At 56.6% G+C, this 23,161-nt stretch carries 18 protein-coding genes; 8 read left to right on the forward strand and 10 right to left on the reverse strand.

Features of this window, described 5'->3' with window-relative positions:
* Window positions 1-4: 4 nt before the first annotated feature.
* The 3 genes from AC0L6S_RS09530 to AC0L6S_RS09540 all read right to left on the reverse strand — a co-directional run bounded on the left by AC0L6S_RS09530 (window position 5) and on the right by AC0L6S_RS09540 (window position 1,150).
* Entirely contained in the window at window positions 5-163 is a 159-nt protein-coding gene (locus AC0L6S_RS09530) for a hypothetical protein (protein ID WP_473428250.1), read from the reverse strand.
* Between the two features lie 64 nt (window positions 164-227).
* The gene (locus tag AC0L6S_RS09535) at window positions 228-617 is read right to left on the reverse strand and encodes a hypothetical protein (RefSeq protein WP_473428251.1); all 390 of its coding nucleotides are present in this window, start codon (window positions 615-617) and stop codon (window positions 228-230) included.
* A 164-nt stretch (window positions 618-781) separates the two neighbouring features.
* The gene (locus AC0L6S_RS09540) at window positions 782-1,150 is read right to left on the reverse strand and encodes a DUF1304 domain-containing protein (RefSeq protein WP_473428252.1); all 369 of its coding nucleotides are present in this window, start codon (window positions 1,148-1,150) and stop codon (window positions 782-784) included.
* A 326-nt stretch (window positions 1,151-1,476) separates the two neighbouring features.
* Between AC0L6S_RS09540 and AC0L6S_RS09545 the strand changes: the two genes are divergently transcribed.
* The 7 genes from AC0L6S_RS09545 (at window position 1,477) to AC0L6S_RS09575 (ending at window position 10,789) form a co-directional block, all read left to right on the forward strand.
* Complete coding sequence (locus tag AC0L6S_RS09545; protein ID WP_473428253.1) at window positions 1,477-3,651, forward strand: HAD family hydrolase; 2,175 nt, start codon at window positions 1,477-1,479, stop codon at window positions 3,649-3,651.
* Window positions 3,614-4,501 carry an HAD-IIB family hydrolase gene (locus AC0L6S_RS09550; protein WP_473428254.1) on the forward strand — a complete coding sequence of 296 codons (888 nt, stop codon included), beginning with the start codon at window positions 3,614-3,616 and terminating at the stop codon, window positions 4,499-4,501. Before AC0L6S_RS09545 ends, AC0L6S_RS09550 begins: the two co-directional genes overlap by 38 nt.
* Window positions 4,498-5,412 carry a carbohydrate kinase family protein gene (locus AC0L6S_RS09555; RefSeq protein ID WP_473428255.1) on the forward strand — a complete coding sequence of 305 codons (915 nt, stop codon included), beginning with the start codon at window positions 4,498-4,500 and terminating at the stop codon, window positions 5,410-5,412. The genes AC0L6S_RS09550 and AC0L6S_RS09555 overlap by 4 nt, the downstream gene beginning before the upstream one ends.
* 17 nt (window positions 5,413-5,429) lie before the next feature.
* Entirely contained in the window at window positions 5,430-7,388 is a 1,959-nt protein-coding gene (locus tag AC0L6S_RS09560) for an alpha-amylase family glycosyl hydrolase (RefSeq protein ID WP_473428256.1), read from the forward strand.
* Window positions 7,388-9,511 carry a VTT domain-containing protein gene (locus tag AC0L6S_RS09565; RefSeq protein WP_473428257.1) on the forward strand — a complete coding sequence of 708 codons (2,124 nt, stop codon included), beginning with the start codon at window positions 7,388-7,390 and terminating at the stop codon, window positions 9,509-9,511. Before AC0L6S_RS09560 ends, AC0L6S_RS09565 begins: the two co-directional genes overlap by 1 nt.
* Window positions 9,508-10,215 (forward strand): endonuclease/exonuclease/phosphatase family protein, encoded by a 708-nt coding sequence (locus tag AC0L6S_RS09570; protein ID WP_473428258.1) that lies wholly within the window; start codon window positions 9,508-9,510, stop codon window positions 10,213-10,215. The genes AC0L6S_RS09565 and AC0L6S_RS09570 overlap by 4 nt, the downstream gene beginning before the upstream one ends.
* Window positions 10,216-10,330: 115 nt before the next feature.
* Window positions 10,331-10,789 (forward strand): hypothetical protein, encoded by a 459-nt coding sequence (locus tag AC0L6S_RS09575; RefSeq protein ID WP_473428259.1) that lies wholly within the window; start codon window positions 10,331-10,333, stop codon window positions 10,787-10,789.
* 252 nt (window positions 10,790-11,041) lie between these two features.
* Here the strand turns inward: AC0L6S_RS09575 and AC0L6S_RS09580 are convergent, their stop codons facing one another.
* The 3 genes from AC0L6S_RS09580 to AC0L6S_RS09590 all read right to left on the reverse strand — a co-directional run bounded on the left by AC0L6S_RS09580 (window position 11,042) and on the right by AC0L6S_RS09590 (window position 12,892).
* Window positions 11,042-11,479 carry an MgtC/SapB family protein gene (locus tag AC0L6S_RS09580; RefSeq protein ID WP_473428260.1) on the reverse strand — a complete coding sequence of 146 codons (438 nt, stop codon included), beginning with the start codon at window positions 11,477-11,479 and terminating at the stop codon, window positions 11,042-11,044.
* 144 nt (window positions 11,480-11,623) lie between these two features.
* The gene (locus tag AC0L6S_RS09585; RefSeq protein ID WP_473428261.1) at window positions 11,624-11,839 is read right to left on the reverse strand and encodes a dodecin; all 216 of its coding nucleotides are present in this window, start codon (window positions 11,837-11,839) and stop codon (window positions 11,624-11,626) included.
* Between the two features lie 279 nt (window positions 11,840-12,118).
* Window positions 12,119-12,892, reverse strand: coding sequence for a hypothetical protein (locus AC0L6S_RS09590; RefSeq protein ID WP_473428262.1), 774 nt, complete (start codon window positions 12,890-12,892; stop codon window positions 12,119-12,121).
* Window positions 12,893-13,110: 218 nt separating this feature from the next.
* Here AC0L6S_RS09590 and AC0L6S_RS09595 point away from each other — a divergent pair, with 218 nt between their 5' ends.
* Complete coding sequence (locus tag AC0L6S_RS09595) at window positions 13,111-14,406, forward strand: DASH family cryptochrome (RefSeq protein ID WP_473428263.1); 1,296 nt, start codon at window positions 13,111-13,113, stop codon at window positions 14,404-14,406.
* A 97-nt stretch (window positions 14,407-14,503) separates the two neighbouring features.
* Here the strand turns inward: AC0L6S_RS09595 and AC0L6S_RS09600 are convergent, their stop codons facing one another.
* From AC0L6S_RS09600 to AC0L6S_RS09615, 4 genes are all read right to left on the reverse strand, one after another.
* Entirely contained in the window at window positions 14,504-17,149 is a 2,646-nt protein-coding gene (locus AC0L6S_RS09600; RefSeq protein WP_473428264.1) for a S8 family serine peptidase, read from the reverse strand.
* 219 nt (window positions 17,150-17,368) lie between these two features.
* Complete coding sequence (locus tag AC0L6S_RS09605; protein ID WP_473428265.1) at window positions 17,369-19,471, reverse strand: molybdopterin-containing oxidoreductase family protein; 2,103 nt, start codon at window positions 19,469-19,471, stop codon at window positions 17,369-17,371.
* Window positions 19,472-19,566: 95 nt separating this feature from the next.
* Window positions 19,567-21,144 (reverse strand): class I adenylate-forming enzyme family protein, encoded by a 1,578-nt coding sequence (locus tag AC0L6S_RS09610; RefSeq protein ID WP_473428266.1) that lies wholly within the window; start codon window positions 21,142-21,144, stop codon window positions 19,567-19,569.
* Between the two features lie 106 nt (window positions 21,145-21,250).
* The gene (locus tag AC0L6S_RS09615; RefSeq protein ID WP_473428267.1) at window positions 21,251-23,041 is read right to left on the reverse strand and encodes an acyl-CoA dehydrogenase C-terminal domain-containing protein; all 1,791 of its coding nucleotides are present in this window, start codon (window positions 23,039-23,041) and stop codon (window positions 21,251-21,253) included.
* Window positions 23,042-23,161: the final 120 nt, after the last annotated feature.

Raw genomic sequence — 23,161 nt, forward strand, 5'->3', positions numbered from 1 at the left:
CCAGTCAGTGCTGAGCCGCCTGCTCCCGGCGCCGTATCAATCGCGCCATCAGACCAATGCCGGCCAAGCCCAGTGCCAGTGATGACGGAGCCGAGACCGGCACTGCGGCCGTTCCGACTCGAAAGCCATTTGATCCGTCAGGGCCGGATGCCGCTTTCAGCACTGCCGTTTCCAATCCCGATGTATCGCCATAAGTGATCGTATGCCCCAGAGCTCCCGAGCCGAAATTAAACGAGGCAGTGGGTTGCGGGGGGGAAAAAACTGAACCCGACATAGGTGATCGATGAATCCGCCGCGCTTGTTCGCGTAATGTATAGCTCATCTCCAAGCTGAGACCACGCCAGCTGCATCGTGCCGAGCGTTTCGTTCGGGAGTGCCAGTGAAAAAAAACTCAGGGAGCGAACAGGCGTTTCAGCATTGCGCTGCACGAAAAGGCTATAGGCACCAATGTTTGAACCATCAATCGGCGCCGCCGGATCAACCCTCAGCGCACCGAACACCCTCAACTCGTTACCAAGTTCACTGGTGCCGGACAAGTCAACATTGAACAAAACGGGGCTCGCCAGCGAAGCCGTCACGCTGGAGAAAAACAGCACTACAACCAAAAGTAATCGCATATCATACCTCGCGTTAAATTCTCGCATCGCCAGTGACAGCCCCACGCGCGCAGGCTATTCCTGAAGCTAGCATACCGCACTGTGCAATGGTACAAGCCGCACTCCCGGCACAAAAACGCCAACATCGCCTTTTACAGCGCGTCTACGGTCTCTGTTCCACGGCGCTATCTCACAACCCTGTTCGAACTCACCAACACCAGAGTCAGTGCAATCAGTGCCGGCAGGCCTTGGGTAAACAGAATGCTTGTCTTTGCTGTGACACCGCCAAATACCCCGGCAACGACCACACAAACCAGAAAGAAAACCTTGATATCGACGCGGTTCACCAGCAACCCCCAAAATAGTCCCGCCGCCAGGAAGCCATTGTACAGCCCCTGATTCATGGCCAACACAGCCGAAGACTCAGCGACCTCGGGGGTCATTGAAAATATCCTTTGCCCGAGCGGATGATTCCAGAAAAACATCTCCAATATCAGTATCCCGACGTGACTTATCGCGACCAGCACGGTCAGAAAATTTGCCAATACATTCATGGAATTGCGCTCCTGCAGGTACCCTGCGCTGCCAGCGCCGGCGGGAAGGCGCGCCTGGGCCGACAGTGCAGGCAGTGGGTGTCATAACATACCCAACGCTGAAAACACCGGAGATTCAGCGCTCAGCAGTTTAGCCTCACTATAACCGCTGCACAGACAGATACTCCACTTATTTGCGCTCCCGCGCTGTCAATAGTCAAAGATAGCGCACTGAAAACTGATCCAACAATGCTGTGTAACACTGCTATATGTAAGGGTATTCGCGAGAAAACAAAGAGGCCGCAGGGGTTGCCTGACAGCGCTTGCCGGTTCACAATTTCCAACCTATGACCGCGACCGCAACCAGGAAAAAGGCCGAGCGTTCTGCCGGGCAGGGGCTCTATATTGGCCTGCTCAGCATACACGGCCTGATACGTGGTAAGTCGCTAGAGCTGGGGCGCGACCCGGATACCGGCGGTCAGACCAAATACGTTATCGAGCTGACCCGGGCACTGGCGGCGCATCCCGATGTGGGTCAGGTCGATCTGTTTACGCGGCGTATCGTCGATGCAGAGGTCAGCGATGACTACGCTGCGGAAGAAGAAAGCCTCTGCCCCAGTGCTCGCATCATTCGCATTGACTGCGGCCCACCGGACTATATCCCCAAAGAACAGCTCTGGGATCACCTTGACAGTTTTGCGGACAATCTACTGGACTGGCTTACCCAGCGGGACATTTCACCCGACATCCTGCACGGCCACTACGCCGATGCCGGATACGTGGGTGCACGCCTGTCACATTTACTGGGCGTACCGCTGGTATTCACCGCACACTCACTGGGCCGGGACAAACGGAAACAGCTGCTCGCACAGGGCCTGTCGCGCGAGAAAATTGAACAGTCCTATAATATTGCGCGGCGCATCGACGCAGAGGAAGAAGTCCTCGCCAGTGCCGATCTCGTAATTACCAGCACCCAGAATGAAATTGAAAGCCAGTACGGTCTGTATAATTACTATGACCCCAGCCGTATGCGGGTGATACCGCCAGGCACAGACCTGAAAAAGTTCACGCCCTACACGACCGATGAAAAAATCAGTTTCAGCAATGCCCTCGACCGCTTTCTGACTGAGCCTGAAAAACCGCTGATACTGGCACTCTCGCGACCAGACGAACGCAAAAACATTCTTACGCTGGTAGAGGCCTTTGGCGAATCGCAGGCGCTGCAGGAATCGGCCAACCTGTGCATTGTCGCGGGGAATCGCGAGGATATTCGCGCAATGGATCAAAGGCCACAGTCGGTGCTGACCAACATCCTGCTGCTGATTGACGCCTACGACCTGTATGGCAAGATCGCCATACCGAAACGACACGAACCCGCCGAGGTTCCGGAGATCTATCGCCTGGCCGCTGCGCGCAAGGGTGTCTTTATCAATCCGGCACTGACAGAACCTTTTGGTTTAACTCTGCTGGAGGCCGCGGCCAGTGGCCTGCCGGTGGTCGCCACAGAAAATGGCGGCCCGGTGGATATCATCCAGAATTGTCAGTGTGGGTTGCTTGTCGATCCACTGGATAAATCCGAGATTACCACCGCACTGCTGAAAATTCTGCGTGATCCCGTGACCTGGCAGCAGGACTCTGACAATGGCATCGCCGGTGTTCGCGAGCACTATTCCTGGCAGGCGCACGCCAATGCCTACCTCGGAAAATTGGTAACGCTTGGGCAGCACAGTGACCCCGAAACACCACAAAGTGCGCTGCCGCGGACGCTGCGCTACCGGGACAGAATGATAGTCACCAGCATCGATCAGAACTTGCTCGGCGACAGATCCTCACTGTCACAACTGGTCGCGATAATAAAAGAAAAGCGCAAGGTCATATCCTTTGGCATCGCCACAGCCCGACGCATCGATTCGGCGCTGGCCATCCTGAGAAAGTATGATGTACCGCGTCCCGATGTACTCATCACCAGCCTGGGGACGCGTATATACTACGGCGAGAATTTAACGGAGGACGACTGGTGGACTGACCATATCGACCACAACTGGAGTCCGAAGAAAATACGGCGGCTGCTCGACGAATTACCGGGGTTGACGCTGCGCCCAGAGAAGGAGCAGACAGCGGAGAAGATATCCTACCTCTACGACGCTGACTCGGCGGCGGAGATAGACGAGATCATCGCATTGCTTCGGCAGCACGAACTGACCGCCAACACATTTTTGTCGTTTGGAAAATATCTGGACATCGTGCCGATTCGCGCATCCAAGGGTCAGGCGCTGCGCTATGTGGCACAGCGTTTGGAAATAGCACTGGACAGCGTACTGGTCGCCGGCGGCTCGGGCGTTGATGAGGACATGATGCGCGGCAATACGCTGGCTGTCGTCGTCGCCAATCGCCACCATGAACTGTCCTTGCTGCCCGAGGCAGATACTATTTTTCATGCGGCCGGGGACTATGCAGCAGGGATTCTGGAAGCGCTGGATCACTATGATTTTTTCGCTGAAAACCGTGGCGTCGATGCCTGAGCGTCTGCTGGTATGCACTGACCTGGATCGCACACTCATCCCCAACGGTGTGCAGCCGGAGTCTGCCCGCGCGCGGTGGCACTTTGCGCAGCTGGCACAGCAGCCTGAAGTCATGCTGGCGTATGTCAGTGGCCGCCACCGGGAACTGGTGCAGTACGCCATCGATGAGTACCAGCTACCGCAACCTCAGTATGTTATCGGCGATGTCGGCACCACCATCTATACGGTGGACGCGAACGGTCAATGGAGCCTACTCGAAGCGTGGGAGAACAGCCTCGATCAGAACTGGCAACACCTGTACCCTGAAAAACTGAGCCACACACTGGCCGGGTTCGATGCGCTGCAACTGCAGGAGCCGGAGAAGCAGAATCGCCATAAGCTCAGCTTCTATGTCTCCCCCTCTTGCGATATGGAGCAGCTGAAATCCGCAATCAAGGACACATTGGCTGCAAAACACTGTTCTTCTCGTCAGGTATGGAGTGTCGATGAAGTCGCGGGGATGGCACTGCTGGATATCGTGCCCGTTCAGGCCGGTAAATATCACGCCATAAAGGCACTGCAGGGACTGGAGGAGTTCTCCAACGCCGATACCGTGTTCAGCGGTGACAGCGGCAATGATATGGAGGTATTGGTCAGCCCGGTTCCCTCGACGCTGGTCGCCAACAGCTCGCCACTGCTGCAGCAGCAGGCCGCAGATATGTCTGCGGCCGCTGGCAACAGCCACTACCTGTACACCGCGCGCGGCGACTTCAGGGGCATGAATGGCAACTACGGCGCCGGCATACTGGAGGGTATCGCCCATTATCACCCCGAAACACTTGCATGGATGGGGTTTGAAGGCACCGTATGAGCAGTGTGCGACAACTGAGTGAGCAACAGCGATCAGTCTGCGTATTTGGTGAGGTCCTGTTCGACCATCTGCCGGATGGCCGTCGTGTACTTGGCGGCGCACCTTTCAATGTCGCGTGGCACCTCAATGCATTTGGCCTGACCCCCGACTTTATCAGCTGTGTCGGCAACGATGTCGAGGGCGATGAGGTGCGTCGCGCCATGCGCAATTGGGGGATGGCGCGGGAGGGCGTTCGTGTCGATCGAGCGCTGCCCACAGGTCGTGTCCATGTGGCGCTCGATACCAATGGCGAGCCCAGCTATGAGATCGTCGACAACTGCGCGTACGATGCGATTGCAACGGTTCCCGAGCGCCGCTACGCCCTGCTCTATCACGGCACGCTCGCTGTCAGGCAGGCACAATCGGCAGCCTCGCTTGATGCGTTGCGCGAACACGGGCACGGGTACGGGGATGTTTTTGTCGATGTCAATCTGCGAACACCACACTGGCATCGAGACAGCGTGCTGAGCCTGCTCAAGAGCGCCGACTGGGTCAAGCTCAATACGCAGGAACTGCATCTTCTGGCAGGCGGCAAACGCGATACGGAAAGCAAAGCACAACGCATGCTGGAAGCCTATGAGCTCAAGGGCGTGTTGGTCACCTCGGGTGCCGCCGGCGCTCAGTTATGGCTGGCGCAGGGGGAGCCGATCAAAGTGGCGCCGCACTACACCACCGAGGTAGTCGACACTATTGGCGCCGGCGACGCGTTTACAGCGGTGATGGTGACGGGTCTGCTGTTGCAGTGGCCATTGCAGGAAACCATGGAGCGCTGCCAGCGTTTTGCCGCCAGCATCGTCGGCAGGCCCGGTGCGACAGTCGCGGACAGGCATTTTTACACACACTTTTTAAACGACTGGGGGCTCCTGAAGTAGACGGGTAGAGATCAACGATGTATGAACAGGAAGCACATTCACTGCTGAACAGGATACTCGACAAACTCGAGCACGATGTCAGCGCGCATGAATTGCGCCATCTCTACACACGACTGGGCGCCAATTTTTACGCCATCTACAAGCTGTTCAGCCAGTTGTATGGCCAGCGCGACGATTTTGAGCAGCAACTGGGCCGCCTGGTGGAAGTCGCCATCAGGCAGTACATCGCACGCGACACGACACTGCGTGCTATCGACCAGCAACGCGAACGGGATCACGACTGGTTCCTGAGTCAGCAATGGGTCGGAATGGCACTATACCTGAATGGCTTCGCCGGCGATCTTAGCGGCCTGGCGCGCCACCTGCCCTATCTTCAGGAACTGGGCATCAACCTAGTGCATATACTGCCCATTATGGAGTGCCCCCAAGGCGCCAGTGATGGCGGTTATGCCGTCAACGACTTCCGCAATATCATGCCGTGGGCCGGCTCGATGGATGAGCTGCGTCAGCTCGCGCAGACCTTGCGCGAGCGCGACATGCTGCTGACACTCGACGTTGTGCTGAATCACACCTCCAATGAGCACGCGTGGGCTAAACAGGCGTTATCGGGCGAAAAAGCCTATCAGGATTACTACTACATCTACGATGACAGGACGGTCCCTGACCTGTTTGAGGAAACCATGCAGGAGGTGTTTCCCGAAACCGCCCCGGGGAACTTCTCGTTCGATGAGCGCATGAACAAGTGGGTGATGACGGTTTTCAACGAGTACCAGTGGGATCTCAACTACACTAACCCCACCGTGCTGATCGAGATACTGGACATCATTCTGTTTTGGGCCAATCAGGGTGCAGATATTCTGCGCCTCGATTCCGTCGCGTTTATCTGGAAGGAAATTGGCAGCACCTGCCAGAATGCGCGCGAGGCACACATCATCCTGCAACTGCTGAAAGACTGTTGCCAGGTTGTCGCGCCGGGCGTGCTGTTTATCGCCGAGGCTATCGTCGCACCCATAGAGATCACCAAGTATTTCGGCGAGGATGCCATTATTGCCAAAGAGTGCGAGATTGCTTACAACGCGAGCTTTATGTCCCTGATGTGGGACGCCGTGGCCACTAAAAATGCCAGCCTGTTGAATCGCGGCATTCTCAGCCTGCCCGACAAACTCGATCGTGCAACGTGGCTTAACTATATCCGCTGCCACGATGACATTGGGCTGGGCTTTGACGGCGCGGATATGCGCGCAGCGGGTCATGACCCGCAATCCCATAAACAGTATCTCGTCAAATTCTACACAGAAGCCGGCCAGGGGCATTCAGCCCGCGGCCAGGTTTTCGGCTACAACGCGAAGACCGGTGACGCGCGTATTTCCGGCTCCCTGGCGTCCCTGTCCGGCCTGCAGCTTGCCATCGAGAAGGGCGATGAATCGCAGATTGCAGCCCATATCGATCTCATACTGACGCTGCATGGGCTGCTGATGTCCTTCGGGGGCATTCCACTGCTCTACTACGGCGATGAACTGGGTACGCTGAACAATGAATCTTTCAAGCTGGATGTAGCCAAAGCCAACGACAGCCGCTGGCTGAACAGGCCATCCTATGACTGGAGCCGCGTGGCACAGCGACATCAACACGGCTCCGTGGAGCAACGTATCTTTGACGGCATCAAGCGCATGATCGCAGCGCGAAAGTCGCTCCCGGCCTTTGCCGATTTCAACAACAGGGAACTGATTGCTGTCAGTAATGAACACCTCTTTGTCTTTACCCGTCACAACCCCGTCGGTGCCCGGGAGCATGTACTGGTCGTTACCAATTTTAACGATCAGCCCGGCAATCTGGATCTCGGTGACCTCGGTAATCGTGACAATTTCGGTACCGGCAGGCTGCAGGATGTGCTCAGCGGGCAAACGCCCAGCCGCTGTGGAGAGTCGATCGTCATACCGCCCTATGGGCATTACTGGCTGCTAGGGTCCAACTGATGATCGAGCTTAAACCATCGGACAACTGCTGGCGGGTTGAGCACGCATCGCGCGCGGCACTACTCATTGACGGTGAAAACTACTTTCCGGCACTGCGCGAAGCGTTGATTCGCGCACAGCACGCCATCGTTATCGTCGGCTGGGATATTCACAGCGAGGTGCGACTGGTCAGGGATGGCACAGCCGATGAGTACCCCGTCACGCTGGGCGCGCTGCTGAATGCATTGGCTGATGAGCGGCCTTCACTGGATGTATACTTACTCAACTGGGATTATTCGATTGTGTACGCGATGGAGCGCGAACTGTTCCCCACCTATAAATTGCAGTGGCGCTCCCATGACCGCTTACATTTTCAGTTCGATGCAAAGCATCCGCTGGGCGCATCGCAGCATCAGAAACTGGTGGTGATCGATGACAGCATTGCATTCTGCGGCGGCTTCGATCTGAGCAAGTGGCGCTGGGACACTCGAAAGCACCTCGTAGATGATGATAAGCGAACCGACCCCGATGGTAACTCTTACCCGCCCTTCCACGATATCCAGATGCTGGTGGACGGTGCTGCGGCCCGTGCGCTGGGCGAGGTGGCCCGGCAACGCTGGCAGTTTGCCACCGGTCAGGCACTCAAGGATTTTGACGCAGCGGACACTGATCCCTGGCCGCCGGGCATTCAGGCAGACTTTGAGAACGTGGAGATCGGCATTGCACGCACACTGCCAGCCTTCGACGGGCGCGAGCCGGTGCGGGAAGTCGAACGGCTGTATCTCGACAGCATTGCGGCTGCACAGCAGTTTATCTATATCGAAAACCAGTATCTGACGTCGCAGACGATCAGCGAGGCGCTGATCGCGAAACTGCAGGAAGAAAACGGCCCAGAGATCGTCATTGTGATGCCGCGAGAGACAGGCGGCTGGCTTGAACAGCATACGATGGATGTACTGCGTGCGCGACTGGTAAGGCAGTTACGGGATGCAGACGAGTACGGTCGCCTGCGCATCTTCTATGTAACCCTCGGCGGCGAGCCGACAGTGGCGTTGATGGTGCACGCCAAATTTATGGTGATTGACGATTGCTTCCTGCGGGTCGCCTCCTCCAACCTCAGCGACCGCTCCATGGGTCTGGATGCCGAATGCGATCTGGCGATTAGCTGTGAGCCCGGGGGAGATCATAGCGCCGCCATAAAAGCGATACGCCACAGCCTGCTCGGCGAGCACCTCGACGTTGATACATCGGCCGTCGCGTCATCAGAAAGTGAACAGGGTTCACTCATCGGCGCGATAGAGGCACTGCAAGGGAATACCCATAGCCTGGAAGAACTCTCGGGTGAAATCCCGCCGGAGGTGGATGCCTGGGTGCCGGACGCCGACCTGATTGACGTCGGCAATACCGTAGAGCCGGAAGAACTGTTGGACCATCTCGTAGGGCAAAAGAACCAGGGCCGCCAAGCCTGGCATTACCTTATGCGCGTGGCATTGCTGCTTGGGGCAGTGATTGGCCTGGCGGTGCTCTGGCGCTTTACACCGTTGCATACCTGGCTGGACATCGAGCGCATGGCTGACGTGGCCAAGACCATTCAGGCCAGCCCCTTCACACCACTGCTGGTACTGCTGGCGTACGTACTCAGTGGCATTGTGGTTGTACCCATGACACTGCTGATTATCGTAACGGTCAGTGTATTCGGGCCTTGGCTGGGCGCATTCTATGCACTGCTGGGAGGCGAGCTTTCTGCATTGGTGACCTTCTACGTCGGGCACCTGATGGGGCGCGACAGGGTGAGCCGTATTGCGGGAAGCCGTGTTAAAAGCATTTCAAACGCACTGGCAAGACGCGGTGTGCTTGTCATTATCACGCTGCGCATCGTACCGGTGGCACCGTTCTCGGTAATCAATGTAATCGCCGGTATCTCCGACATCCGCGCGCGGGACTTCGCCATCGGCAACCTGCTGGGCATGATTCCCGGCGTCCTTGCAATCGCTTTTCTGGCGGACCGGCTGGTCGCGTCCGTGCTCGACCCCAGCGCTGCAAGCATCGTACTGCTATTGCTGGCTGTCGTTCTGGTCATTGCCGGGCTGTACGGCCTGCGCCACTGGGTAAAAAGGAAGCGTCAACGCATGGAGGGCTCGTGAAGCGCCACTCGCTGCGCGTAGCCAGTTGGAATATACACCGGTGTGTCGGGCGCGATGGCCGTCTGGATATCGAACGAACAGCCGCCGTGCTGCAGGAAATCTCCGCAGATGTCATCGGTCTGCAGGAAGTCGGGTTCTGGGCGGGCGAACACCGCAATGTCCTTGAATACTTTGCCAATGTCACCAATACGACGCCTATCGAAGGCATAACCCTGGAGAACGAACTGGGCCACTATGGCAACGCCGTCCTGACGCGATTACCCGTCGAGGCCAGTTACCAGCATGACTTCAGCATCAGCGGGCGCGAACCCCGCGGTGCCATTGAGCTGAGAATGGAGCTGGCTGACAGCTGTATACGCTTTGTATCCACACACCTTGGCCTGCGCCCGGCAGAGCGCCGCTATCAGGTAAAATGCCTGCTAGAGCTGTTCGAAAAGGAGCGCTGTGCACTGGATATTTTGCTCGGCGATCTGAACGAGTGGTTTCTGTTCGGCAGGCCCTTGCGTCGACTGCATCGCTGTTTTGGCGCACAGCGCGCACCGGCAACATTTCCCTCCGGCTGGCCGGCATTCGCACTCGATCGACTCTGGGCTCGCCCGTATGGCGCAGTCCACAAGCTCTATGTACATCGCAGTCCGCTGGCGCGGGTGGCATCCGACCACCTGCCACTGCTGGCGGACCTCGAACTGGAGTTACCGTGCTAGTCAGGTACCGCTGGCAACAGTAAGGCCGAACTAAAAGCCACCTCTGTGTTCGCCTGGCTGGCTTTGATGCCGTAAGCTGCTTTAATGAAGGTACGTTATCACTAGAGGTCAAAAAATGAGGAAAGTCTTTTCAGCAATCTTCACTCTGGGGCACCTGTTTGCCGCGTTAAGCCTTGTCGCCTTGTCCCTGCTGATCATGGGGTGGTCTATCTACGATGTCGTTTCCAATATCAGGGACGCCGCTGAGTTTATTCCGCTGATGCTGCACTATGTCAGCGCGATCATCATCGCTGCAGCCATTATTGACGTCGCGCAGTACATGATGGAAGAAGAGGTTTTTCTCAACAAAGAGCTTCGCGATCCGAAGGAAGCCAGAAAAACAATCACAAAAATTATTGTTATCATCACGATCGCAGTGAGTATCGAAGGGCTGGTGTTTATATTCAAGGCCGGCATCCAGGATCTCACACTGTTGATGTATCCGGCATTACTGATTCTCGCAGCAGCGGTACTGATCGTCGCGCTGGGTATCTACCAGAAATTGAGCCTGTCTGTAGAGAAAGAGAAAGTGTAAAGCTAGCCCCCGGCTATTTTTCCAGGAGGTTCTCGTCTCGGATCATCAATCTCTGGCGGCTGGCGCTCCGGCTCTTTCACCGGCTTCGGGGGCGGCTGGTCCGGTGGGGTTGGGCGTGGTTTTTTGGGCTCGGGCCGCTGACCCTGCCGGGTGCCGGTTGCAACACAAATGCCATGCATCGTTGACGATACCTCCGTTATCGATTTTGGCTGGTATGCCCCAATGCCGTTCATGACCGTGGAAGCATTGAGGTCAGTTGTCGCCATCGGGCTGGGGATGATTCTTGATAAAACCGGAGAACTGGAAGATCAGAAATCCGATCGTCGATAGCACAATGGCGATTTCATATCGCATGTAGGCCACGGAGAGACCGATAGCGCCCGTTAGCCAAAGGCCCGCAGCGGTTGCCGTGCCCTCCGCGCGCTTGCCGCTTTTAATTATCGATCCACCGCCGATAAAGCCCATACCGGTGATGATGCCGTACATGATGCGCGCCTCAGCCTCGCCACTGTCGTAGACATCCATGCCCACCAGCATAAACGCACAGGAGGCGATTGCCACCAGTGGGAACGTGCGCAACCCAGCACCGTTGGCCTTGTACTCTCGGTTCAGAGCGATAGGCAGCGCCAGTAAGAAGGCAATGCCAATTTTGTAAAGGTGCTGCCAGATCAGGTAGACGTCCAGTTCCATTTTCGCGCCCTCCGCGCAGGATACTTATGCGGCAGCAGCGCTGAAGGCGATGACCTTGCCATAGCGCAGCTTCACCCAGGCAGTGGTGACGTCGTTTTAAACAGCCGCCAGGAAAAAATCCAACACATGATTTGGCCCTATCGACTACGCCGGGGAATCGAGGGTGATGCCCAGTTTTATCGTGGCCTGCCAGTGGCCGATTTTCCCATTCTCCAAATGACCGCGCACATTGGTCACTTCGAACCAGCGCAGATTGTGCACACTCTCCTGAGCACGGGATATAGCGGTAGTTACAGCATCCTCTATGGACGTTTTTGATGAGCCGGTGATCTCGAGGGTTTTATAGACATGATCGCTCATTGTGATTCTCCTGTACTTGATAACTTTTCGCTGATGCCAGCGTGGAATATCAAGCGAGAACCATGCCAAGACCTCACTATGCCAGTATCCCACGCAGCCCGTAAGAGATGACCTGCCTTGAGGGTGCTATACCCGCATGCAAAGCGTGATCATCACCACCCTGCGCACTTCACCGACAACAGAGAAATGCTGTCACGTGATGTTTTTTTGAAAGGATTGCAATTTTTCTGGAGAGTTTTACAAACCGCTATTTACTGCAGGAGAATGAAATTTCCGGCATCAGCGAAAGGTAAGAAGTTGCTCCGGCGTTGCGCTGAAGTCCCTCACAGTATCGTGATTGCGCACTGCATACTCTACAACACCGTCGGAATAGGAGTAGCACGCTCCGCGCATATTGGTATGCTCCAGGGCCGACTGCCCGCCGACATTGCTCATATCAAATAGCCGCGAGAATGCGACAAAGACGCCTTTACTCAGGACAAAAGCGGCCTCCCGCGCTCCCCCCTCGAAAGCTTCAATGGCCCAGACCGAAAAACCTTTCATCATCGGCCTCCCGGCAAACACCACAGGCTCAACGACAGTCGTACCGTCCAACAGCCAGCGATGTATCGATTTGCCATTGAGAAAGACCTCGGCCCGCGCCGGACTGCCATCCTGAGGCTGATCAGCCACCTCGACGTCATAGATGCGCTCCGGTTCAACCTGTGTGGCATGGGCCAGCGCCAGCAGGGCCAGATCGTACCAATGCGTGCAATTGTCACGTGCATTTATACGGGCCAGGATCTGCGGCAAAGGTGAATCCAGCGCGGTACCGATCAATGCCTGCAAAGGTGTAATCGCGCGTCCGCAGGTACTCATAGGCACACGCAGTGCATCGCCGGATACGCCTGTCACAACGCGGCCATCATGCCGCAGTGCCACGCGAAAGCCGTGGCAGTCGTCTTCCAACTCGCCGACAACCTTACTCCCGTGCTGTACAAGACGGATGCGCCGACGGTACAGGCCGCGGCCATAACGGGGGTTGCCGGGATAATCTGGGACTTGTGATTTCATTGAGAAATAATGGTAACAGTTTTTCTGGTGAAATAAGGATATAGCACCAGGACAAATGCCACTATTGCGTGAAACCTCGCTACGGTGCAATGTATTAGGCGACTGACCCCGATAACCCATCAGCTGTAAGATCTCCCGGCCAGACCGACACAAGTGATCTTCTTGCGCCTGTTACACGTACTGTCATAATATCTTCAGCGCAACGCAGTGGGTTTCCCTTGACCGACATTTACTGGTTTCAACACGATCTCCGCCTTCGGGACAACCCCGGGCTGCTGGCTCACGCGCGCTCGGATAAACTGTTACTCGTCTACTTCTGGCCCGAGGCAAGACCCTGGTGCAATCTCACCGGCATCGGCGAACAACGGCATCGCTTTCTTCTGGAAAGCCTTGCCGCGCTGCGCGAGGAACTCGGTTCGCTGGGGCAAAACCTGCTCATCTCCAGCGGTGAGCCACATCGCGTGTTGCCCGAACTCGTGCGCACCATTGATGCTGGCCGTGTCGGGACATCGCTCTCCCCCGGTTATTATGAGCGCCTTGCGCGCGAGCGCGTCGCGGCGAGCTTGTCCGTGCCGCTGCGGGTGCATGGCGGCAACGTGCTGTTTGATGAAACCCAGCTGCCCTTCGGCCTCGCCTCGATGCCAGGACAATTCACGCCTTTTCGAAACATGATCGAGGCCTATATGCCCCTCGGTACGGTCCCCGCGCCAGCGCGGCTGCCGGCTCCACCACCCGGCATTCACTTCGGCGAGTTGGAGACATCCACAGTGCGGCCACATACCTCGTTCCCAGTGCGGGGCGGCTCTTCAGCGGCTCATCGCCGACTCCGGCAGTTTGTCTTTGACCGACAGGACATCGTTCGCTACAAGCAAACCCGAAATACGCTGGACGGATTGTCGGGCTCCAGTTCACTCTCTCCCTGGCTTGCGCTGGGTTGCCTCTCGGCCCGCGAGGTGGCTGCAGCAATAGAAGAGTTTGAGCGTGATGTCTTGCGTAATGAATCCACCGAATGGTTGCTGTTCGAGTTGCTGTGGCGCGAGTTTTTCCACTGGCGGGCACTGGCAGACGATGTGAGCCTGTTCCACCACGGTGGCGCCCCCAGGCGCGTTCATCACTGCACGTTTGAACCGAGGAATTTTGCCCGCTGGTGTCAGGGCGATACCAACTTCCCGCTAGTGAATGCCCTGATGCACCAGTTGGTAGAGAGCGGCTGGATGAGTAATCGGGGACGCCAGATCGCGGCGAGCTGTCTAGTCAATGAATACGGTATCGACTGGCGCTATGGCGCCGCGTTTTTTGAAAAGCACCTGATCGACTACGACGTGGCGAGTAATTACGGTAATTGGCAGTACCTTGCTGGCGTAGGCGCAGACCCTCGCGGCGGTCGTCATTTTAATCTACAGAAACAGACAACTGAGCATGACCCTCAGGGGCTATTTGTTGGCAAGTGGAAGGGGCAACGACCGCAGCAACCCGATCACGTGGTAGACGCCGCTGACTGGCCTATAGACTGACTGCATTTTCGAGAATCGCGATCAGCTTGCCGATGACTTCGAAGCGGCTGCCGGTTTTCTGCCACTGGTTACGCGGACCCGCTTGACCGTGACTAGCTCATTTTGCCTCGGCATCGATTGTCCGACGAGGCTGGGCGTTGCTGCTCTCACTACGCAGCGTGGCGCTGACCAACGTGGCGGTGGCGCTGCTGTCAGTCGGCAGGGAGACCAGGTATTCCACCGGGAAATTAAGGCCGGAGACATCGGCATCGACAGGGATGCGGATTGGCTGATCCACGGTCAGCCAGGCACCGCATGCTTCACCTGCATCACAGATAAACAGGTCGTTGTCGGAATCAGTACCGGCCGATATCTCATACTCCCCCTCCTGTACGTCGATAAACTGAAACGGATACGCGACGCCATTACTGGTGATGGCCCGCTGCGCGACTGTCTCGCTCGTCAAGGGGTCGATCAGCAGAACATAGATCACACCGAGATCTGCGCTGTTTTCGACACCCCCGACGGAGGCTAGCACCTGAACTGCGAGGTTATTCACCGAAGACTGCGCAGTAATCTCCGCCGCGTAGATGCCCGGAGGAAGGTTGCTACGATCTACCGTGACCTCGTATTCACCGAGGCCCGACTGATCCACATTTGTGGCCGTAATCTGCAGCCAGGATTCTGAGGTAGACAGACCCAGCAATGCCAAGTCACCCTTCCCGCCATTGCGCAAAATCAGCGTCAGCGAGGTGCTAGCACCACCAAAACTGAGGGTGTTGACTGACGATGTCAGGCGCGGGTTGTTTGCGGGGGAGTTGCCTGTCGCTTCCAACGCCGCGAGCACCGCGCGCTGCGCGTTTATGATACCGTGACCGAATTGATTATCTCTGCCGGGTGCACCGAGGTCATCACTGAGTAATCCCATTGCCAACATCGCGTCGATGTCCGCAGGCGTCAGACTGGGGTTGACACTTTTCATCAGCGCGAACACCCCGGCGACATGCGGCGATGCCATAGAAGTACCACTCAGGAATGAATAGACAAAGTTCAACGCATTGCCACTGACCCTGCCGCCAGTGCTCAACACGCCGTCCGGGTAGCCGTCACCGTTCAGGTCCACACTGTTATCCCCGCCGGGGGCGGCTACATCGATGCGGTTTCCAGTATTGGAATAAGGGGCCAGGCGGCGCTGTAAATCTACCGCGCTCACAGAGATGACCCCATCGTAGGCGGCAGGGTAGCCCGGTGCCGCTGTGGCACTATTCCCTGCGGCGGCGACTACCAGCACGCCGGCAGCCCTTACTTCGTCATATAGACTTTGCGTGGCCTGGCTGAAGGGTGCACCGCCAAGGCTCAGGTTGATGACGTCTGCGCGCTGCTGGGGCAGTGTGCCAGAATCATTGGCCAACCCGGCGGCGTAACGAACCGCCTGATCGACATCATAGGAAGTACCTCCTCCATTGGTGCCCAACGCCCGCAATGGCATGACACGCGAGCCATAGGCGCTACCCGCAACGCCGAGTTGGTTATTGCCCGTTGCTGCGACCGTCCCGCTGACATGGGTTCCATGAAAGGTGCCTGATGAGCCCGAGCCAGCGGGATCCTGGGGGTTGGGGTCAATGCCATCACCATCCCCGGCGTTACCGGGATCGCGCACAAAATCGTAACCGTCCACCAGCTGCCCGGCCAGATCAGGGTGGTTTGACAGGATGCCGGTATCGACTACAGCTACCAGCACGGCGGAGTCACCAGTGGTAATTTCCCATGCATCGGGCAGTCCAATCAGCGGGTAGTGCCACTGCAACGGGTAGGCGGAATCGTTGGGGGTAGCCAGCGCGTTTACCCGATAGTTGGGATCTGCGTGGAGCACGTCAGGATCTTTGCGCAACGTCTTTATCGTCATCAGTGTTTCCCACCGAGCCCGCGTATCGGGATCGCTTATCGCACTGAGTTTTTTGTCGGCTGTGCCCAGCCGCTGTTGCATTTGCTGCGCGGCTACCAATCCCTGGCGCAACGCCATCAGTCGGGCGCGACCACGACCGCCGGCGCGCTCTTCGAGACCCATTTTACGACTGATGCTATCGGCCGGGTCGGTCTTGCGTATCTTGGGGCCATCGTCGCGGTAAGTCACCACGGCCTGCCAGGGCAGGATAGTAGCTGACGCCGGCTGGAACTGTGTGGGCTCATTCGGACTGCCGATCGCGATAATATAATTGGTGGCACCGGCAAAGGCGAAGGCATTGACCAGATACGTACCATCGCTCTGGATCAGCAGGCTCTCCACCTCGCCGGTATCGATGGAGAAGTCCACGATATTGCCCTGCATATCAAATAGATAGAGATCGGCATCGGCATCCTCGAAATCACCCACCAGCATCGTGATGCGCTGTCCGGCCAGAAGTTCCACCTGGAAAAAATCATCGATGTCTCCGCTTTGCCGGGAGCGTCCCGCGGGACCCGTACCCGGCAGGTTGATGTAGCCACCGATCGTTATTGGATTGGAAACCACCTGAGCCAGACTTGGCAGATCGTTACTAATCGCCGGCTGGGTCGGGTCGTTGGTGTCGCTATCCACCGCCTGGCTGCTGGAAGCCGTAATGGTTCCGGACAGGGTAAATGTCTGTACTGTCGGAGTGGGATCCACCGGGACAATTGCTGTATCGCCGGAAGAGTCCGAGCCGCCGCCTCCGCCACCACCGCAGGCAGTGACGACAAAGGCGGCTATCAGGCCGATAAGCGCTCCCGACATGGCTTTTTGCATTGTTTACTCGCTGTATCTGCTAACGCTCACCATTACAACGATAGCAGACATCTTGAGTTAAGGGAGACAGGAGGGAGCCTTTCCTAGCCAAATTCACTGCGCCGATAGTCTGCGTCGCGCGCATCACCGATACTGATAGCGCTGAACGATAATCGACGCACTCCTGCTACTGGAATGCGCAACTGACTGGGGTGGGGGTGTGCAACAGTCTCAGCGCCGTCACGCGGGTTCGATAATGACAGGTATGCCGTTCAACACCGTACCGCCTGATATCCTGTCACTATCGGCAGGATTATCACTGGCCAGTATGTTTGAGTTAACGCCACCGCGCTGATTGGCAATTTTCCAACCGCCCTGGTGACCCCAGCCATGGGGCAGCGCCACATTACCTGCGCTGATTCTTTTCGATATTCGTGCAGTAATGCACACCTCACCATAGGGTGAACGAATCCGTATTTCACTATCATCTTCGATACCGCAGCGCTGCGCATCTTCAGCACTGATTCGGGCATAGTGTTGCCACCGGCTTTTTACAAGACTTTGCGCATTGTGCATCCAGGTATTGTGCGTCAGCACTTCTCTTAAACTGTGGAGACGTAGAGGGAATTCTGGCTGGTCAAAAAACGCATCAACGAACAGTTGCTCCATTTCAGTTAGCAGTTCGGGTGGCTCAAGATTGATCAACTTATTATCGTTTGCGACAAAGTCTTCAAGCACACCGGTGGGCATATGCTCCATCAGTTCGACACCATTGGGGTAATCATGCAGCAACTTGTCATAGGTGAGACCATCGGCGATTTCACCAAACTTATCGCCAAATTCACTATTGCGGATAATACCGTCAATCATGTCATGCGGAGTCACCGCGGTGGCCTCGCCCTTGCCTAGACGATTGCACAATTCAAAGTATATTTCCCATTCCTCCTTGACCTCGCCTCTGCGCTCTACCACGGCTGCCGTGGCATAGAGGCTGGGCCGCAGCATCATGCCGAGCAGTGACACGTAGGGCACATCTTCACGCTCCCACATAGTGGTACAGGGAAGAATATAATCTGCGAAACGATTGGTTTCGTTGATATACAGATCGAGCGAAAAGAATAGATCCAGATGCGGTATCGCCTCACAGAGTCGGGCTCCCACTGGCGCGGCCAGCGCCGGATTCGCGCCAACCATCATCAGCGCTTTAACCTGCCCGTCGCCGGGCTCAATAATGTCGCTGGGTAGTGCTACCGGTGGCAAGGCACCACCAACATCCGGCAGGCCGGTGGTTCGACTTCTCGCAGAGCCCGTTTTGGGGCTGTCACCCTGCAGCATACAATAGCCAAAAGAAAGCCCACCCTCACTATCGAGATTGCCCGTGACGATAGCGATAAGATGCATAAGAATATTGGACAGCGTGCCGTACCGCTGGGTGCAGGTACCCGTCCTCCCGTAGATGCAGGCGCTTTTGGCACTGCCGAACTGCTGCGCGAGTTCTCGAATCGTGCCAGCTTTTATGCCACTGAAGCGTTCCCCCCACTCCAGCGAACAGGGCGCCAGAATGTTGCACAGTTGATCAAACCCGCTGGTATGATCGTCCACAAAATCAGCATCCACGAAACCCTGATCGATCAGCGACTTTAACAGCGCCGCCAGAAAATACGGATCGGATCCAGCCAGTATGGGTTGGTGTTCAAACCTGTGGGCCGTGTCGCTGCAGTATGGGTCGACGGCGATGACTCTTCCACCCCGATCGACAATACTCTTTAGCGCTTTTCCCACAATAGGCTCACTAATGAGTGAACCATGAGAGCCCACCGGGTTTGCCCCTACGAGCAATGCAAAATCTGATCGCCAAAAATCGGGCCGGGTGAGTGAAATCTTGCCAAACAGCGCTTCCACTGCGACCGCAAATGAAACAGCATCCTCGAAGTTGACGCTATACCGCCACTTCATCCCAAGCGCTTGTGCCATAGCATGGTGTGCAAGGGAATCTGCTGAGATGAACGCGGGTGGATTACCAATATAGCTGGCAAATGCAGCATCGCCGAATTCTCCGCGAACTGTACTTAACCTATCAGCGATCTCACTGAACGCCTGCTCCCAGGAGATGCGTTCAAATTCACCGGGGCCGCCACTGCGTTTCAGTGGGTAGAGGACACGATCCGGATCGTAGGTAATGTCGACTGCGCCCATCGCCTTTTTGCAAAAGTGGCCTTTGCCCAGAACATGGTCAGGGTTTCCGCTGATTTTGGTGATTCGACCGTCCTCAACGGTTGCGAGCACACCACACATGGGCTCACAGACTCGACAAAAAGTGGATACATCCCGCTTTTCCCCCATCGTGCCTCATTCCTCTTTATTCGTCTGGCATCACCGGTATTTGCTGGTGGATATCTATAGTCTCGGGATAGAGCCCGACTAATGCCGTGGTGGATTCAGATTTTCCTGGCGTGCCCTTCCCAGTAGGAGGCCCTGAGCACCTTCTTGTCGATCTTGCCAACGGGGGTACGGGGAAAATCGTCCACAAACTCCACCGACTTGGGGGCCTTGACGCCACCGAGCCGCTCCTTGGCCATCGCCATGATCTGCTGTTCATCGAGATTAGTATCGCTTTCCAACTGCACCAACGCCTTTACCGCTTCCCCCCACTTCTCACTGGGAACGCCGATAACGCTCGCAACACTCACTCCTGGTATCGCCATCAACGCCTGCTCCACTTCAGTGGAATACACGTTGAAGCCCCCGCTGATGATCATGTCTTTCTTGCGATCGACAATGAACAAGTAGCCGTCCTCATCCAGGTAGCCGATATCGCCGGTTAGATGCCAGCCGTTGCGGCGGATTTTTGCGGTTTCTTCCGGGGCCTGGTAGTAACCGAGGGAGACACAGGGGCCACGGACACCGATCTCACCAAGTGACCGCGGGGCCAACATGTTGCCCTCATCATTGAAGATCGCCAACTCGGAAATGGAGGTCGCCCGTCCCACACTGGCAAGGCGCGAGTCCGGGGCGATTTCACCATCTATCAGGTGCTCTTCTGGCGAAAAGGTGGTGATAAACAATGGGCACTCTGTCTGGCCGAAGCCGCTCTGCATTACCGGACCAATCACCTTTATCGCCTGGCGCAGCTTGTCCAGTGAAATCGGTGCCGAACCATAGCCGATGCGTCTCAGACTGGAGTAGTCGAAATCACCAATATTGGGCTGCTCCAGCCAGGTATAGATAGCCGTTGGCGGAAGAAACATATCCGTGATTTTTTCCCGCTCAATGACTGCCATGATTTGCTGGATATCGACCTGATCCAGTATGACAAACGTACTGCCACTGGACAGAGAAGCTAATGCAATACGCCCTCCCACATGGGTCATGGGTGCTGCACACAACATCACCACATCGCCATCAGCGCCACTTCCCTGACGCATGGCGTAATCGAACGCACAGAAATTCGAGTGTGACAGCATCACACCCTTGGGCGTCCCTGTGGTCCCACCGGTCAGGGGAATCGAAACGAGGTCATCGGGGTCTACTGCCACCGCCGGCGCGGCGTCGGAGTACCCCTGAATCCAGTCGTTGAGGTATTGCGCGTGATCTGTGCCCTGATCAAGATTGACTGCGATAGTGTCTCCTGCCAACTGCTCGCGCACCTCCATAATCGGCTCTTCAAAACCCTGCTGGTAAAACAGGGCCTGGCACTCAAACTGCAACATGATCTTCACATTGTCTGTTGCAGAGTTGCGTGGATTCACCGGTATCCAGGCGCCGCCGGCGCGAATAATCCCGAGGGTTGCGATAAACCCGACAGCCGAGTTGAGCGCGTAAACGGCACCCTTCATACCAGGCGTGAAGCCAGCGGCCATCAGCGCATTGGCTATTCGCGCAGAGGACTTGTCCACCTCCGCATAGGTGTAGGTGGCGCCCTGGAACCGGATGCAAATGCGATCCGCATGCGCAGTGAAGGCCTCGTCCAGGATATCGAGGAAGGACCGCCTGAAATCGGGTAGATTGTTATCCACGTGTCTCCTGCTCTCTATGCTGGCTGTCTTACAGGCATTATATCCAACAATACTTATTGTTCAACCAGTGTTTTTATAAGCAATGCAGAGCGGCCCGCAAACCGCCCTAAATATGCGCAAGAAATTGCTCTGGCGGCATAGCCATAAGGCTGTCAGCGCCCGCCAATATGGACTTTTCCAGAGCCTCAATACGCGGTAGCAATTTGGCAAAGTAAAAGTCAGCAGTATGCACTTTTGAGGCGTAGAACGCGTCCTCGGCTGCGCCTTCATCGATCTTCTGTGCAGCCAGCAGCGCGGCCCGGGCCCAGAAGTAGGCGAAGAGCAGGTAACCGACAAACATCAGGTAATCCACCGATGCCGCACCTACCTCATCGGGACTGGACTGCGCTTTGGCACCTACGGCGAGTGTGAGGTTTTGCAAGCGCGGCAACAACGCCGCCAACTGCTGTGCACGCTCATCGCCGATATTGGCCTCACAGAACGCTGCGATCTCGTCCAAAAGCGGTGCGGCGACGGCGCCCTGGCTGGCCAATACCTTGCGGCCCAACAGATCCAGGGATTGCACGCCAGTGGTGCCCTCGTACAACGTTGCGATGCGTGCATCGCGCAGGTTCTGCTCCACCCCCCACTCACGGATATAGCCATGTCCACCAAAGCACTGCACTGCCAAACTGGCGGATTCGACACCCAGTTCTGTGAGAAAGGCCTTCACCACAGGTGTCAGGAAGGATAACTGCTGGTCCGCCCGCTTGCGTTCCTCCGGGTCTTCATGCGCGTTATAGATATCCGTCAACCTGGCACAGTAGGCCACCAGCATCCGGCCACCCTCAGCGATGGCTTTCTGGGTCAACAGCATCCGCCGCACATCCGGGTGGACAATAATTGCGTCCGCAGGACCATCGGGATTTTTGGGGCCACTCAACGACCGCATCTGCAAACGCTCCTGTGCATACGCGGCGGACTTCTGCAGCCCCATTTCCGCATGGGCGAGCCCTTGCATCCCGGTACCTATGCGGGCAGCGTTCATCATCAGGAACATGGCCCGCAAGCCCTGGTTCGGCTCACCCACCAGATAGCCCCTTGCCGCCTCAAAGTTCATCACACAGGTCGCCGAGCCCTTGATACCCATCTTGTGTTCGATCGAACCGCAATGCACTCCGTTGCGCCTGCCGGGTTTTCCGTTGTCATCGAGATACTTGGGCACCACGAACATCGAAATCCCGGCGGTTCCTGCCGGCGCCCCCTCGATACGGGCGAGCACCAGATGAACGATGTTCTCCGTCAGGTCGTGATCACCGGACGTGATGAAAATCTTGGTACCCGTGATCGAATAAGTTCCATCTTCCTCCGACACCGCGCGGGTGCGCAGCAGGCCGAGATCCGTGCCGCAGTGGGACTCAGTCAAACACATCGTACCCAGCCATTCTCCCGTACAATATTTTGGGATATATCTCTCACACAGCTCCTGTGACGCATAGGCGCGCAAGCTCTTGGTGGCCGCCCAGCCAAACCCGATCAAGCTGCTCCAGGCGTAGTTGGCGCTGCCGAGATACTCCGCCAATAGCATTTTGAGAGATTCCGGCAGGCCCTGCCCTCCCTCTTCAAGCTCGTAATCAAGGCTGGGCCAACCCGCCTGTTGGTACTGCTGGTAGGCTTCCCTGAATCCACCAGGCGTCGTCACCGCGCCCTCATTCCAGGAACAGCCCTCTTCATCGCCACTCTGGTTCAGGGGCGCTACCACGTTCTCCGCAAACTTCGCCCCCTCCGACACAATCGATGACCAAAGCTCCGGTGTCACCTCTTCATATTTGGGAAGAGACTGGTAGTGGCGATTAAAATCGAACAGTTCCTGATAGACAAACAATGTGTCTCGCTGTGGCGCCTTGTATTCGTACACCTAAAAACCTCTCGTCATTTAATTCATCCAGAAGCTCTCGACCCTCACCACAGGGTGCTCGACCGACTCTCCACGAGTAAAATGGCCACAGCGATTCACATCAGGCATGGCCGTATTGCA

The sequence above is a fragment of the Halioglobus sp. D3-4 genome, assembly GCF_055809315.1.

What these genes read in the sequence shown, in the direction of transcription:
- AC0L6S_RS09560 (WP_473428256.1), top strand. Translation starts at nt 5,430, where the DNA reads ATGTATGAACAGGAAGCACATTCACTGCTGAACAGGATACTCGACAAA.
- AC0L6S_RS09580 (WP_473428260.1), bottom strand. Translation starts at nt 11,479, where the DNA reads ATGGAACTGGACGTCTACCTGATCTGGCAGCACCTTTACAAAATTGGC.
- AC0L6S_RS09550 (WP_473428254.1), top strand. Translation starts at nt 3,614, where the DNA reads ATGATTTTTTCGCTGAAAACCGTGGCGTCGATGCCTGAGCGTCTGCTG.
- AC0L6S_RS09575 (WP_473428259.1), top strand. Translation starts at nt 10,331, where the DNA reads ATGAGGAAAGTCTTTTCAGCAATCTTCACTCTGGGGCACCTGTTTGCC.
- AC0L6S_RS09545 (WP_473428253.1), top strand. Translation starts at nt 1,477, where the DNA reads ATGACCGCGACCGCAACCAGGAAAAAGGCCGAGCGTTCTGCCGGGCAG.
- AC0L6S_RS09540 (WP_473428252.1), bottom strand. Translation starts at nt 1,150, where the DNA reads ATGAATGTATTGGCAAATTTTCTGACCGTGCTGGTCGCGATAAGTCAC.
- AC0L6S_RS09600 (WP_473428264.1), bottom strand. Translation starts at nt 17,149, where the DNA reads ATGCAAAAAGCCATGTCGGGAGCGCTTATCGGCCTGATAGCCGCCTTT.
- AC0L6S_RS09605 (WP_473428265.1), bottom strand. Translation starts at nt 19,471, where the DNA reads ATGGGGGAAAAGCGGGATGTATCCACTTTTTGTCGAGTCTGTGAGCCC.
- AC0L6S_RS09590 (WP_473428262.1), bottom strand. Translation starts at nt 12,892, where the DNA reads ATGAAATCACAAGTCCCAGATTATCCCGGCAACCCCCGTTATGGCCGC.
- AC0L6S_RS09535 (WP_473428251.1), bottom strand. Translation starts at nt 617, where the DNA reads ATGCGATTACTTTTGGTTGTAGTGCTGTTTTTCTCCAGCGTGACGGCT.
- AC0L6S_RS09555 (WP_473428255.1), top strand. Translation starts at nt 4,498, where the DNA reads ATGAGCAGTGTGCGACAACTGAGTGAGCAACAGCGATCAGTCTGCGTA.
- AC0L6S_RS09585 (WP_473428261.1), bottom strand. Translation starts at nt 11,839, where the DNA reads ATGAGCGATCATGTCTATAAAACCCTCGAGATCACCGGCTCATCAAAA.
- AC0L6S_RS09565 (WP_473428257.1), top strand. Translation starts at nt 7,388, where the DNA reads ATGATCGAGCTTAAACCATCGGACAACTGCTGGCGGGTTGAGCACGCA.